At 63.7% G+C, this 13,087-nt stretch carries 16 protein-coding genes and 1 pseudogene; 9 read left to right on the top strand and 8 right to left on the bottom strand.

Annotated elements, in window-relative coordinates; translation table 11 throughout:
* Positions 1 to 198: 198 nt before the first annotated feature.
* Positions 199 to 474 (bottom strand): annotated as a pseudogene (locus EP26_RS39050) (hypothetical protein); the annotation flags it as partial.
* 723 nt (positions 475 to 1,197) lie between these two features.
* Here EP26_RS39050 and EP26_RS27115 point away from each other — a divergent pair.
* Both EP26_RS27115 and EP26_RS27110 read left to right on the top strand, forming a co-directional pair.
* Positions 1,198 to 1,671 (top strand): phospholipase D-like domain-containing protein, encoded by a 474-nt coding sequence (locus EP26_RS27115; protein ID WP_157033837.1) that lies wholly within the window; start codon positions 1,198 to 1,200, stop codon positions 1,669 to 1,671.
* 162 nt (positions 1,672 to 1,833) lie between these two features.
* Positions 1,834 to 2,472 (top strand): glutathione S-transferase family protein, encoded by a 639-nt coding sequence (locus EP26_RS27110; RefSeq protein ID WP_043343611.1) that lies wholly within the window; start codon positions 1,834 to 1,836, stop codon positions 2,470 to 2,472.
* Between the two features lie 95 nt (positions 2,473 to 2,567).
* Here EP26_RS27110 and EP26_RS27105 read toward each other — a convergent pair whose 3' ends face one another.
* From EP26_RS27105 to EP26_RS35570, 5 genes are all read right to left on the bottom strand, one after another.
* The gene (locus EP26_RS27105) at positions 2,568 to 3,170 is read right to left on the bottom strand and encodes an antibiotic biosynthesis monooxygenase family protein (RefSeq protein ID WP_043343609.1); all 603 of its coding nucleotides are present in this window, start codon (positions 3,168 to 3,170) and stop codon (positions 2,568 to 2,570) included.
* A 500-nt stretch (positions 3,171 to 3,670) separates the two neighbouring features.
* Positions 3,671 to 4,276 (bottom strand): antibiotic biosynthesis monooxygenase, encoded by a 606-nt coding sequence (locus EP26_RS27095; RefSeq protein WP_043343607.1) that lies wholly within the window; start codon positions 4,274 to 4,276, stop codon positions 3,671 to 3,673.
* Positions 4,277 to 4,345: 69 nt separating this feature from the next.
* Positions 4,346 to 4,951 (bottom strand): hypothetical protein, encoded by a 606-nt coding sequence (locus tag EP26_RS27090; protein WP_043343605.1) that lies wholly within the window; start codon positions 4,949 to 4,951, stop codon positions 4,346 to 4,348.
* Positions 4,952 to 5,043: 92 nt separating this feature from the next.
* Positions 5,044 to 5,400 carry a cupin domain-containing protein gene (locus tag EP26_RS27085; protein ID WP_043343603.1) on the bottom strand — a complete coding sequence of 119 codons (357 nt, stop codon included), beginning with the start codon at positions 5,398 to 5,400 and terminating at the stop codon, positions 5,044 to 5,046.
* 110 nt (positions 5,401 to 5,510) lie between these two features.
* Positions 5,511 to 5,735 carry a hypothetical protein gene (locus EP26_RS35570; protein WP_157033835.1) on the bottom strand — a complete coding sequence of 75 codons (225 nt, stop codon included), beginning with the start codon at positions 5,733 to 5,735 and terminating at the stop codon, positions 5,511 to 5,513.
* 211 nt (positions 5,736 to 5,946) lie between these two features.
* On the opposite strand from EP26_RS35570, the gene EP26_RS35565 reads away from it, so the two are divergent.
* The 5 genes from EP26_RS35565 (at position 5,947) to EP26_RS33865 (ending at position 9,792) form a co-directional block, all read left to right on the top strand.
* Complete coding sequence (locus EP26_RS35565) at positions 5,947 to 6,486, top strand: hypothetical protein (RefSeq protein WP_157033834.1); 540 nt, start codon at positions 5,947 to 5,949, stop codon at positions 6,484 to 6,486.
* 335 nt (positions 6,487 to 6,821) lie between these two features.
* On the top strand, positions 6,822 to 7,805 hold the full coding sequence (locus EP26_RS27070; protein WP_084113040.1) for a Bug family tripartite tricarboxylate transporter substrate binding protein: 984 nt from the start codon (positions 6,822 to 6,824) through the stop codon (positions 7,803 to 7,805).
* Between the two features lie 115 nt (positions 7,806 to 7,920).
* Positions 7,921 to 8,202 (top strand): hypothetical protein, encoded by a 282-nt coding sequence (locus EP26_RS27065; protein WP_157033833.1) that lies wholly within the window; start codon positions 7,921 to 7,923, stop codon positions 8,200 to 8,202.
* 204 nt (positions 8,203 to 8,406) lie between these two features.
* Positions 8,407 to 9,195 carry a class I SAM-dependent methyltransferase gene (locus EP26_RS27060; protein ID WP_043343595.1) on the top strand — a complete coding sequence of 263 codons (789 nt, stop codon included), beginning with the start codon at positions 8,407 to 8,409 and terminating at the stop codon, positions 9,193 to 9,195.
* Between the two features lie 114 nt (positions 9,196 to 9,309).
* A complete protein-coding gene (locus EP26_RS33865) occupies positions 9,310 to 9,792 on the top strand; it encodes a YybH family protein (RefSeq protein WP_169747512.1) in 483 nt (160 codons plus the stop codon).
* A gap of 347 nt (positions 9,793 to 10,139) precedes the next feature.
* On the opposite strand, the gene EP26_RS27050 is transcribed toward EP26_RS33865, so the two are convergent.
* Positions 10,140 to 11,111: an ABC transporter substrate-binding protein gene (locus EP26_RS27050; RefSeq protein WP_169747511.1), complete on the bottom strand. Its 972-nt coding sequence runs from the start codon at positions 11,109 to 11,111 to the stop codon at positions 10,140 to 10,142.
* A gap of 267 nt (positions 11,112 to 11,378) precedes the next feature.
* On the opposite strand from EP26_RS27050, the gene EP26_RS36975 reads away from it, so the two are divergent.
* Together EP26_RS36975 and EP26_RS32575 are read left to right on the top strand one after the other, a co-directional pair.
* Positions 11,379 to 11,639, top strand: a complete 261-nt coding sequence (locus EP26_RS36975) for a hypothetical protein (protein ID WP_211259576.1) — start codon at positions 11,379 to 11,381, stop codon at positions 11,637 to 11,639.
* 240 nt (positions 11,640 to 11,879) lie between these two features.
* Positions 11,880 to 12,125, top strand: coding sequence for a hypothetical protein (locus EP26_RS32575; RefSeq protein ID WP_052389740.1), 246 nt, complete (start codon positions 11,880 to 11,882; stop codon positions 12,123 to 12,125).
* Positions 12,126 to 12,245: 120 nt separating this feature from the next.
* Here the strand turns inward: EP26_RS32575 and EP26_RS27040 are convergent, their stop codons facing one another.
* On the bottom strand, positions 12,246 to 13,007 hold the full coding sequence (locus tag EP26_RS27040; protein ID WP_043343592.1) for a hypothetical protein: 762 nt from the start codon (positions 13,005 to 13,007) through the stop codon (positions 12,246 to 12,248).
* Positions 13,008 to 13,087: the final 80 nt, after the last annotated feature.

Raw genomic sequence — 13,087 nt, 5'->3', positions numbered from 1 at the left:
CGCCCAGTCGCGCCGGACGAAGCGCCGGGGTGGGTCCCACAACTCGACGCCCTCCTCCCTGAGAAAGGTTCGGAAGCACCTATAGTACTCCGCGGCGGACCCGACGCCGAGGAAGTCAGCGACCGGCCTGCCGACCACCTCCGCACGCCGGTAGCCCAGGAGGCCGAGCCAGCAGCCTGAGGCCTCGACGCCGCTGCCCTATGCGTTGAGGACGAGCAGTGCGATGGGGGCGCCGAGAAAGCTCCTGTGGTGCCGCTCCGCGCTGTTACGTAGCGCCTCGTCGGCACCCCTCATCTGCGCGGGCGAGGGCAACGCTAAGGCCTTGGGCATGAGTGGCCAGAGCACCGCCGCAGTGGCGACCGAAACCGTGGCTGTGGCGGCCTTGATCAGCGCATCGGCGCCGTAGGGCGGAACCCAGATGGTGATTAGGTCAAGGCAGTGCCGGGCGTCACCGAGCAGAATATAGGCGGCAAACCACCAGAGTCTTTCCGGGGCTAAAGCCGAGCCTCAAGGATCATGTTAACAGGTAGCGCTGGTGGACGTTCGCTTGCTGTGCGAGTTCGGCGCAGGTCATCGGGCTACGAGTAAGCAAAACTCGATAGGAGACCTAGGGCACTGCCCATTCGGACCAGCGGCACACTCGCTGCGCATCCGTGGTCACCCAACGTTTTGCCGATGAACTGCTGTAGCTTGGCATTGTCGAGCGGGCATGGTGTTGGCGCATGCGTTCCTCCCGACATAGCTGCCTCCGCGGTGCATTGACGGCCAGCCAGGGGAGGTTGCGCTTTGTGCAGATCACCTTGACGAGCCGTCGGCCTGTTGACGCCACTCCTCCATACCCAAACTTTAGTGTCATACTCGTCAACAAAGCACGCGGGAACTGCTTTCGAAACGGCACACGCGGCCGTTGTGGACGCTCGGACGGGCTTACCTGCCGCATCTCGCCCAGCGACCTTGCTGGCGTTCGCTGGTCACGGCCCGCATAACGAGCACGTCATTTCGTTTTACTTTCTTCCAAGCCGAACGCCCGGGCCGGATGGTTGCCGGGTAAACAAAGGGAGGAGACGAAAAATGCGGAACGTTGTCACGGCCGTCGCGGCCCTCTTGCTCGGCGGAACGGCCTCGGCGCAGCAAGCGCCAAGTATGACCCCCGCGCCTCACGGACATGGCGCAGCGCCGGGGGCGCAGCAGCGTCCCGTGTCGGACCAAGACCTGATTGCCAGCGCGATGTCAGCCGCACCGAAGTCGGTAGCCGAGGGCGCGACTATCATCGTCATGGACGCCAGCAACAACGCGCGCACGCTTCGGCAAGGCAGCAACGGCTGGACCTGCATGCCCGACAGCCCGGCCAGCCCAGGCCAGGACCCCATGTGCCTTGACCAGAACGCGATGGAGTGGGCGGGCGCCTGGATCGGCAAGAGGCCGCCGCCTGATAAGATCGGCTTCGTGTTTATGCTCGCTGGAGGCTCCGACGCGAGCAACACCGATCCATACGCCACAGGCCCCTTGCAGGGAGGCGCCTGGATCGACACCGGCCCACATGTGATGATTGTCGGTCCCGCGGTGGGCCGCATGGCGGGTTATCCGAGAGGCGTGCAGCCGGACACGACGCAGCCCTACGTCATGTGGCCGGGCACGCCCTACGAGCACCTGATGATCCCCATCCGTTGATGCGGCTGGGGCGGCGTCCAGCGGGCGCCTCGTCTGCCCTGCGCGTCCGAGCCGGTTGGCGGCTACCCCCAACCGGCAGGAGGTCGAGATCGACGGCGGGGCAGGCCGCCGCTTCATTCCATTCACCAACGTTGTGCCCGGTTCAAAAGAGGAGAGTCCGAAATGCCCGTCGTGCTCTATGGCCCTGCCTACAGCACCTACACGCGGACGGCCCGGCTCGCGCTTGAGGAGAAGGGGATTGCCTACGACCTGCGCGAGGTGGACACCCTCGCGGGCGACGGCCAGAAGGCCGAGCACTTGGCGCGCCATCCCTGGGGCAAGGTGCCAGTGCTGGAGCATGACGGATTCTTTCTCTACGAAACGGTGGCCATAACCCGATACGTTGACGAGGGTATGCCCGGCTCCGCGCTACAGCCGGCCGACGTGCGGCGCCGGGCGCGCATGGCTCAGGTCGGCGCCGTGCTCGACAACTACGGCTGGTCACCCATGGTCATCACGATTTTCGTCCAGCGGGTGGTCGTGCCCATGCGCGGCGGTACGCCGGACCAGACGGCGATTGACGCCGCACTACCTGAGGCTCAGCGCGTGCTGGCCACTATCGAGGGGCTGATGGACGGGGAGGAGTTCCTGCTCGGTGGGGCGCTCAGTCTGGCAGACCTGCATCTGGTGCCGATCCTCGACTACTTCGCCCGGACCGCGGATGGCCGAACGGCGCTGGATCGTCACCCCCGGCTCTCCGCGTGGTGGGAGCGCATCGAGCAGCGCCCCAGCGTGATGCTCACACGCCCAAGCTTTGGGTGATACCGCTGCGCCTATAAGGAGCGTCTGTGTCCCGCGGCTCCCTCCCTTGACGATCCCCGGCCATCCGGGGATCGTCCTCCGCAAGTTCTCCCAATTTAGCCCATGACCAGGGCGGCGGTCTGGCCCGAGGCCATCACCGTGAGGGTGACGTGAGGCTGCTTCTCCAGCGAAAGGGCGGTCGTCTCCTCATGGATGGCAGCAGCATGCTCGCGGGTGTCGCAAAACAGGGCGGAGACCCCAAGGCTCGGATCATCGGCGGTGCGGACATAGTACATGCCGCGGAAGCCGGGCGCCTTCTGAGCGGCTTCCAGCATCGCGTTTCTGGCCTCGTCCTGCAACTCTTTGGCAGCTAGGCCTTGCGCCTTGCGGATCAGGCAGTAGAGGGACTGCTCCTCGCCGCCCTGTGGCTCGATCATGGCGTGCGTCCCAACTGGGCCGTGAAAGCGTTCGGTCGGCAGATCGAGGCCTTCGAGGTTGCTGGATACCCAGTCGCGGACAGGCTCCCGACTATTCATCATCGCCTCGGCGTTTTGCCAAAGGGTGACGGAGACGATATCGCCCTGCTCACTACCGAGGGCGGCATAGCCGAGAAAGCCGGGCATGCCTTTCAGTAGTGGAATTAGGCCCTGCTCGGCCTTCGGCGTGGCCTCAGCAATCCTTCCGGCGGCGCCCGCGTAGCGAGCGATGGTGATGTACATATTGCTTTCTCCCTGCCCCATAACGGGACGAGGAAGCTGCGCTGCTGACACTAGGCGGGTCAACGAATCCCCTTCGCTCCCTCCCTTGACGATCCCCAACCATCCGGGGATCGTTGTCTAAGTCCTGGCCTACCAGTTCGGCTTGTGCCTACCCTCCACGCGGCGGCGCCAATTGGGAGGGGTTGAGCGTGGGAGATTTATTGCAGGATGGCTTGGTTCAGAACTGCCTGGGGTTCCTAGCGGGTGGGTGTGCTCTGCACCTTCGCTATGACTTCCATGCGCCCACTACAAATAACCGCCATCGCGTCGAATGTGGCATTCCGCACTTATGCGTTCAGCCTCAATCTATGGCCGATCATCATCCTGCACGGGCTACTGCTGCCCCTCAACTGCGTCCGGCTGGCGCAGATCGAGATAGATCGTCGGCAGTGTTAGGTGGCCATCATATGTTGCGGGCGATCCCCGCATGATCAGGATCGTCGCCCGCGAGTTCGTCAGACTTAAGCCATGGCCAGAATGGTGCTCTCCCCTGAGGCCATCACCCGGATGGTAACGTCCGGCTGCATCTGCTTCGAGATAACCATCGCCTCTTCATGGATGGCAGCGGCATGCTCGCGGGTGTCGCAGAGCAGGATGGAGGCCCCACGGGTGAGGTCGTCGGTGGAGCGGGCGTAGTAGAGGCCGCGGAAGCCGGGCGCCTTCTGGGCAGCGGCCAACATCGCCTTGCGGGCCTCGCTCTGCGGGCCTTCAGCGCTCAGATTCTCTACCCGCCGGATCAGGCAGTAGAGGGATTGGCCCGGACCACCGCTCTGCGGTTCGGCGATGGCGTGCAGCCCAACCTCACCGATGAAGCGCTCGGTTGGCTCGGCTTCTTCCGGGAGATTGTTCGCCAGCCACGAACGAACCTTGTCCCGGCCGAGCGCCATTGTCTCGGCTGTTTTCCAGATGAAGAAGGCGACAATCTCGCCTTGCTCACTGGCGAGGGCAGCATAGCCGAGAAAGCCCGGTTGCTCCTTTATGAGCGGAACGAGGCCCTGCTGGACCTTCGGTGCCGCCTCAGCAATTTTCCCGGCAGCGCCCGCATAGCGGCCGATAACGATGTACATATCATCGTTCCTCCCCGTCCCGGTATGTGACAGGGAATGCTGCGCTCCGGGCGCTGAGCCGGTCAACAATTACCCCATGGCCAGGATGACGGTATCCCCTGAGGCCATCACCTGAATCCTAACGTCCGGCTGCATCTGCTTCGAAATCTCCATCGCCGCATCATGAATGGCACCGGCATGCTCGCGGCTGTCACAGAGCAGGACGGAGGCCCCGCGGGTGGGATTATCGGTGGCACGGGCGTAGTAGAGACCGCGGAAGCCGGGCGCCTTCTGAGCGGCGGCCAGCATCGCTTTACGGGCCTCGCCCTGCGTGGCTCCAGTGGGCAGGTTCTCCACCCGCCGGATCAGGCAGTAGAGGGATTGGCCTGGACCACCGCTCTGCGGCTCGGCGAGGGCGTGCTGCATGACTTCGCCGACGAAGCGCTCAGTGGGCTCGACATCTTCCGGGATATTGCTCGCTAGCCACGAGCGAACCTTGTCCCGCCCCAGCGCCATTGCCTCGGCTGTTTTCCAGATGAAGAAGGGCACGATATCGCCTTGCTCGCTGGCGATAGTTGCAAAACCGAGAAAACCCGGTTGCTCCTTCAGGAGCGGAACGAGGCCCTGCTGGACCTTCGATGCTGGCTCGGCGATTCTCCCAGCCGCGCCCGCATAGCGGCCGATAACGATGTGCATATCATCGGTCCTCCCCGTCCCGATATGGGACGGGAGATGTTGCGCTCCCGCCGCTGAGCCGGTCAACACACACCCGCGGGCAGGCCTGCGCTCTACTCCGTTGGGAGTGGGATCAGGAGCGAGTGTCGGAACTGGCCCTCGACGGCTTGGGAGAGATGCCCCTTCCCATGCATGTCCTCGATCAGGATGATCTCGCCCGTGCCAATGATGCGGGTCTCGCCAGCGCTGGCGGTGATCTGGTTGGGTCCGTCGAGGTTAACGACGTACTGCCGCCGCGTTGCCGTGTGCCAATCGAACTTCCAAGTTCCCGGCGTGAAGCGGAAGATCACCCCGGTGCCAGGAAAGAGCTTGGACGTGGTGCCGTCCGGTCCTTCTTCCGCCCACTCGATCTCGATATCGCGGAAGTGGCTCTCACCCTGCTCGTCGGCATAAATGTTGTGTACCCGCATTACGCTTTCCTCCCTAGTATTGTGGGTTCCGCTGCGACGGCACCTGAACGCAGTGACCTACGCCCAGCCACTTTCAGAGTTTTTCTGGGGCTGAAGCCGAGCCTCAAGGATCATGTTAACAGGTAGCGCTGGTGGACCTTCGCTCGCTGTGTCAGTTCGGCGCAGGTCATCGGACCACGAGTATGCAAAACTCGATAGAGACCTTGGGCACCGCCCATTCGGACCAGCGGCACGTTTGCTGCGCTTCCAAAGTCACCCAGCATTTTGCCAATGAACTGCTGTAGCTTGGGATTGTCGATCGCGCGTGGTGTTGGCGCATGCGTTCCTTCCGACATAGCTGCCTCCGCGGTGCATTGACGGCCAGCCAGGGAAGTTTGCGCTATGTGCAGATCACCATGACAAGGCGTCGCCCTGTTGACGCTACTCCTCCGCAGCGAGACTTTAGTGTCCTGCTCGCCAACAAAGCACGCGGGAACTGCATTCGAAACGGCACACGCGGACGTTGTGGGTGGCGGATGGCTAGCGGCTTCCGTCTGACACTGCATTGTGCCCGCAGCCAGCCGTTCGAATTCCTCCGCCATTCCCATCACCGTTGACCCACACGACATCGAGGGAGCAGCATTCCTTGCCCTGCACCGGGGCAGGGAGAGGCGCAATGTACATCAGCATCGCCCGCTACGCGGGCATGGCCGGGAAGATCGGCGAGGCGGCACCGAAGGTCGAACAAAGCTTGGTCCCGATGTTGAAGGTGAACCCGGCTTCCTCGGTTACGCGGCCTTCGCCATTGAGCAGGGCGATGTCGTCGCCATTGGCATCTGGACGGATGCCGCTGCGATGACGAACGCTCGGCCGAAAATCGGCGCCTGGGTAACCGACAATCTCACCGGCTTCGACGAGTCCACCGAGCGCGTCCACGGCGTAGTCGGGACGCATGTCATCGCCGAGCCGCGGAGCGGTAGCCAGGGCCAGTCCCTCTACTGTCTGATCCGCAAGGCGGAGGGCCTGTCGGCCAAGGCGTTACAGGACGAGGCCCGCGATGCGATGGTGGCCGCCACCAAACAGGCGTCCGGCTTCCGCGGCATCTAGTACGTGCGCTTTGCCGACAATCCCAGCCAGGGAGCCTCTGTCTTGCTCTGCGACACCCGCGAGCATGCCACTGCCATCCACGAGAAGACGATGGAGATATCGAAGCAGTAGCAGCCGCACTTCGACGTCAGGGTGGCGGCATCTGGACAGACCACCGTCCTTGCGATGGCCTGACCAGAGCTAGTTGGAGCAATCGAGCCGTGCCGCAGCGGGCTGGCAGTTGCAGCATGCGGCAACCCCTTCCACTCGTGCCAATTAGCACGCCGTTGTTACCTCCGTTGTAACAGGACACTACTAACGTCGGCCAAAAGCAGACGCCGAGTTGGAGGACCACTGTGTCCCTCATTCCCCCTCGCCGTGCCGTCGCCCAGTCGCTCGCCGCGCTGCCCATCCTCATTTTGGGACGCAGTGCTGTTGCGCAGACCTCGGCGCTGCCCGTGCGCCCGACGCGGATGATCGTACCGCTTCCGCCGGGTTCCTCGCCTGACCTTGCTGCACGCCTGTTCGCTGAAGCGCTGTCGCGCCGCCGCGGACACCCAATCGCAGTGGAGAACCGGGTCGGCGCTACGGGAGCCGTTGCAGGCAGCGCGTTCATGCAAGCCCGGCCCGGCGACGCACTTTTCTTCGGAATGGGCGATTTGTTGACGGTAGCGCCGCTGACCGAAGCGAGCACCCCATTTGCGGACCCCGAAGGCTTCCTCCCGATCTCGACGGCGGCCACTGACTTTATGGTAGTCTCTGTTCCGGCATCTTTGCCCGTCCGGACTCTCTCGGAGTTCGTGGACTACGCCCGCGCTCGGCCCGGAGCGCTGAACTGGTTCGCAACGCCCGGTACGGCGCTCTACATTGCCTTCAACGCCTTTCTTCGCCGCGCTGATGTCGATGCGGTATTCGTGTCCTTCCGCAACTTGATGATGCCAGAGGTCAGCCAGGGACGTGTCCACGCGGCATTGGTCCCGCTTGCAAGCGCACTGCCGTTTGTGCAGGACGGGAGCGTCCGCCTCTTGGCCACCTCAAGCCATGCCCGCGCAGCGGTCGCGCCCGAGGTTCCCACCACCGCTGAGGCCGGGTTCCCAGACCTATGGGTAGAGGGCTTTCTTGGTGTGTTCGGGTGGCGCGGCATGCCCGATGCCATGCGGGAAGACTTTTCAGCCGAAACGCGTGCTGTACTGGCCGAACCCACGCTGGCGGGGCGGTACGCCGTGGCGGGAATGCGGGCACGGGGCTCTACCCCTGGGGAGTTCCAGGCAGAACTCGACGTGCATCGGGCGCGGTGGGCGGCGTTGGCCCGCGAGTTCGGCGCGATGCCGAAGGGCTAGGGATCGATGTTGCGGGTTGTCAGCACTGTTCGGGAAAGACGCGAACGCGGAGGCAGCGACGCGTCCATCCCGGCACGTCGCCCGAGCCCGTCCGCTGGGTAGGAATGGAATGGCCATGCAGACCCGAGGTGTCCTTGGAGCAATCGCGGCCATCACGCTGACCGCCTCTGCCGCCACGCAGGAGCCGGCGCGGCGCTCACCAGCCGACCCGGCCCTAACCGAGCGCGGGCGCTACCTCGTCGAGGTAGCCGTCTTTTGCGGCGCCTGCCACGCCACCCGTGGCCCAGACGGGGCCATTCTGCCGGGCATGGGCCTTGCCGGAGGGCGGGTCATGGCCGACCGCGGCTTCCGCGCCGTGGTTCAAGGCAGCATTGCGCTCTTTGGCATCTTGCGGTGAAGACGGAGAATGGCCCAGCCCTGGCCCTCAACATCGAAAACGGCACCTTTCCCAACTGGGCCAGGAATACCTAGATTCGCACGCTGACGCTGAATGGGAACCAGTTGACCTATGCCACGCCGGGATTGGGGGGCGTTGGCGCGACGGTCAAGCTGCGTCGGGCAACTCAGTAGTTTCGACTGGCACCATTGGAAGGACACCGATGTGAGTGGCTACCAGCTTTCCGGCGACGCCCCCAAGGCGTATACCCACTATCTCTACCCTTTGATGGCACCCTTTACCGACGAACTGATCCGCGATGCCCGTTGCGAGGAGGGCGATCGGGTACTTGACGTTGCCTGCGGGACCGGATTTGTCGCTAAGCGCATCGCCGCTGTCAGCGGCGTGCAGTGCAAGATCAGCGGCCTGGACCTCAATGAGCCGATGCTGAACGTCGCCCGGCAGGAGCCCGGCATCGAATGGTATCTTGGCAGTGTCGCTGAGATGCCCTTTCCAGATAAGAGCTTTGATGTCGTGTTGTGCCAACAAGGGCTCCAGTATTTTCCTGATCGTCAGGCAGCGATAAGGGAAATGGCCCGCGTGCTGGCCCCGGGTGGACGGCTGTCGCTCAATGTATGGGGCGCCCTAGAGCGTCAACCCGTCATCCTCGCGCTTGGCGATGCGATCAAAAAATTCCTTGGTCCAACGGCGGCCGAATGGATGACCCTCGCCTACTCGCTGAACACCGCTGAGGAGCTTCATAGCCTTGCCCGGGATGCGGGTCTAAAGCAGGCCAAGGTGCGGTTTGAAACCCGGACCATCCGTTATCCCGATGCCGCTGCGTTGGCCACCGGCTTTATGCAGGCCACCCCCGCGGCTGGGTTATTCGCCGCCCTGGCGGATGACGACAAGGCCAAGTTCGGCGCCCATGTGGCCGAGCAGGTGAAAGGCTACATCGACGACGCCGGACTGGCCGTCCCGCAGGAAAACCATTTCCTCCTCGCTGTCCGGTAACGGCAAGCACCGTATCGCGTGGTTGCCGTCCACTCCGTGGAAGGAAACGCCGTTTTGCCGTTTGCCGGGTTCAGAACGCATCACTCTGTATGGCTTCAGGAAAGGAGACGAGCCTTGGAAGAACTCTGTCGCCGTAGCGCTACCGCGCTTTTACTGGCTGTTGCCATAGCCCCCGTTTTTCCGGAACCGGCGGCGGCACAATCCGCCGATGCTGACGCCGTACGGGCGGCGAACACCGCCTATTACGGGGCATTTGCGGCGCTGGATATCGCTGGCATGGAAGCCCTATGGGTAACGTCGCCCACGGCCACGGCCATACACCCATTCAGCCGAACGCCGCTGGTTGGCTGGGAAGCGGTCCGCTCCAGCTATGTGGAGACGTTTAGCCGCTTCAAAGACGTTTCGGTGTCAGGCAACCCATCTCTTGTCACGGTCAGCGAGGGAACGGCCTGGGTGGTCAGCACTGAGACGCTGCGGGGCCATCGTCCCAACGGCGAGGCTTTCACCGCTGTCTCGATGTCTACCAACATTTTCCAGAAGCAGGGGGAGCGGTGGATGATGGTGCTCCACCATGCTGCTGCCGTACCACGGCAGTAGCGTCGCAAGATGGCCGCTCCAGCGGTAATGACGAGTAGGCGGCAGCGTACCAAAGAGGAGTTCGCCACCCTACTTGTCGTAGCGGGTTTCCGCCTAGACGCCGTTACCCGCACGGGCACGCCGCTATGCATCATCGAGGGCGCGGCGGTCTGACGCGGCGCCTAGTGGATGTTGTCAGACGGATGGTACCCGCTAAAGCTGGCCAAAATGCCCGGCCAGCGGGGCGCTAGCCGGGACTCATGCGTCTGGCATGCACCACTAGCTGGGGTCAGCGACTTTCTTGCGGGCCTGCTCGCGGGCCAGGGTGGCCTTGGCCAGGGCGATCTCCCGCCATATCACTCTGTCCTTCAAGCAATCACTTCTCGCGCCCGACTGAGCATCGCTGGCGGGACAGCGAGGTTCAGAGCTTTGGCAGCCCCGGTGTTGATCGCGAGGGCGTAGTTCTTGGAGAACTGTGCCGGAAGTTCTTCCGGTTTGGCGCCACGCAAGATTTTATCAGTATAGCCGGCACCCAGGCGCCAATGGTCGCCGAGGTCTTGGCCATAACTGACCAGCCCTCCGCTCCTGACCATCTCGGCGATTCCGTAGATGCTGGCCACCTTGTGCTCGGCCATTGCGGCGACAACGGCATCGCGGTTCGAGAAGGTGAAGGTGTGAGGGATCACGATCAGCCCCATTTGGGGGTCCTTGGCGGCACCGGCCACGACGCTGCCAATGTCGGCCACTGTGTCCACCCGGACCTCGCTCGTCTCTATGCTGCACGACGCGGCGATCCGCCATCCGTCCACTGCTCCCCGGGCGGCCGTGGCGGGATTGTAAAAAATGGCCATGCGCGCGACCTGCGGTGCGATCTCCTTGAGGATCGCCACCCAATCGACTGCGATGTCCGTACTGAATCCTGCGGTTCCAGTCGCGTTCCCGCCAGGGCGTTCCATGCTGGCGACCAAGCCTGCCGTCACCGGGCCAGTGGTGCCGACAAAAACGATCGGTATCGTGCTGGTCGCCTGTTTGAGTGCAGTTGCCGCTGCGGTCGATGCAGTGATGAGAACGTCAAGGTCCATCGCCGCAAGCTCCTGGGCAAACCCGCGGAACTGCTCGGCGCTCCCGTTCGCCCGTCGGACCTGGAACTCGATATCGTCCGCACCCCAACCGGCGTCCCGCAGCCCCTTCCGCAGAACAACCAGAAATTGATCATTGCGCGGCACCGGCAGCAGCACACCGATACGGGGCTTTCGACCCGCGCTGAGTCCCCCAATGGGTTGAGCGCTCGCGGCAAACCCCGTCAGTCCAAGCGGAGAGCCGACAGCATTGGCGTTCAAGCCTCTCCGTAACAGCATGACGAGCACCCTCCGGTGGCAGTGACGATACACAGACCGGGACAAAGTTTAGGCCGGCTAGTTCGAAAAATCGCAGGAATTCGGCTGATTTACACTGAGCCGTCTAGGATGGCAGGAATTAGCACTAGCGGTTTAGAAAGCCGTAGTACCGCAACTGGATTGCACATGCGGCAACCGCCCAGGTGGCCGCCATGGCAGTTGGCATCTGTTGTCCTGTTGTTGCCGCGCTGTGACGTAAGGGAGACGATGATGGTGGATACGCCCGGGCGGCGCATGAAGCTTGGGGTTCTCGTGCCCTCAACCAATACCTCCGTACAGCCTGAGTACGATGCCATGCGCCCGCCCGGCGTCACCAACCACGTCCGAGGGTTCCGCATCCCCAATGCCCCGACCCGAACCGACGCGGAGGTCAGCCAGCAGTTGGAGAACATGCGCGCCACCATGGTTGACGGCATGGACGAGGTGCTGACCTTTGGAGCCCGACCACATCATTCTCGCCACCGCGGCTGAGTCCGTGGCGGTGTCGTCGGTGCCCGTCTTCTTCGGGCAAGCTGATGGTCAGGAGCAACGGGCAGGAAGGCGTGACGCTCGGGGCGACGTATTTCTGGCAGCACTTCACCGTTGCAGTGGATCACGCGCATCAGGCTCGTGACGCCCAATATGCCTGTCGGCGACGGACAGGCGCGGCGGTTCTTTGGAGACAGCGGCTTCGCAGTGGTATGCGTGAAAAGGCTCAGGTGCCGCGGACCGGTGCTGATCGCACACGCCCCCGGGCCGGAGCTACGGGACGCCATCATCGAGGTGGGTGGGCCAGAGGTGGATGCGGTTGTCATCGTCGGTACCGACCTTCCAGTGGTGCGGGTCGCGGCGAGTGCGGAATTCTGGCTGAGCAAGCCAGTGATCGCTCTTAACACCGCCACTTACTGGTCCGCGCTGCGCCAGTGCGGCATCGACGACAAGATGCAGGGCTTCGGACGCCTCCTGGCCGATTTCTGAGATGGCCGGTCCGAGAATGGCACCGCGGCGCCGAGTGGCATGACCGCTGACATCGGAGCGCCCCGGCGGCGATAGCCGTGGTGACGGACTACGGCGGACGCCTGCCCTACAAGACAACATTCACGTCGGCACGACGTGCCGCACCCAGACGTTCGGCTCGATGTAGACGGCGTGGTTCTGTTCGAGGGAGACATGCACGGGCACGAGAGCGCCCGGCACGATGGTAGGGCCGGAGGCCACAAACTCCAGGCGAGTCCACCGCCGCCACTCGGAGATCGTTCCTGGGACCACCATGCTGGTCGGCGCAACCTTTACGATATGGCCTCCCGCTCGGACGTGGACCCGTAGCCAGGGGTCGGCGGGCAGCCCATCGGCGCCTGTACGGGCCGCGTACTCCTGCATGGGCACGCATGGCTCCAAGTGCTTCATTGTGGGGCGCACGGGCGCGAAGATGTGGCTGAGGCCGAGTTCGGCGGCCCGCTGCCGCATGGCGTCGAGAACCATACGCGAGGCGCCCCTACCCCGGTGCGAGGGCAGCAGGGTGATCTCCAACGCGCTGAGCGCATTCGGCGCCCGACCAAGGGCGCGGTCAGCATGCGCCCATCTGACCACACCATCCCAGCCCGCATCCGGCAGGTTCTCGCGGCCACGAATTCCGAAGGCGAAGGGCACGGCAAAGGCCCGTCCCACCGCCACTTCGGGCCGGGCGGGATCAACCACGGCGAAGGCGGTGTCGAGGCAGGCGTCGAGGTGCGGCCGAGCGAAGAACAAGTCGGCAGCGGGGTCCTCTTGCATGAAGGCGGGCCAGAGCGCCATGAACACCTCCGAGAACACCTGCGCTCGCAGGTCGGGGCGGCCACGCAGCGGCACGAGTTCGAGCATCCAGTCCTCCTGCGGGGATGGTCGCGGTTCCCCTCGGGACCATACTAGGCAGCGCGAAGGCGCATTCGGTAACCATATCT

It is taken from the genome of Belnapia moabensis DSM 16746, from assembly GCF_000745835.1.
GTDB lineage: Bacteria > Pseudomonadota > Alphaproteobacteria > Acetobacterales > Acetobacteraceae > Belnapia > Belnapia moabensis.
The sequence above is the reverse complement of the archived record's forward strand: the minus strand, read 5'-3'. Positions and strand labels throughout refer to the sequence as shown.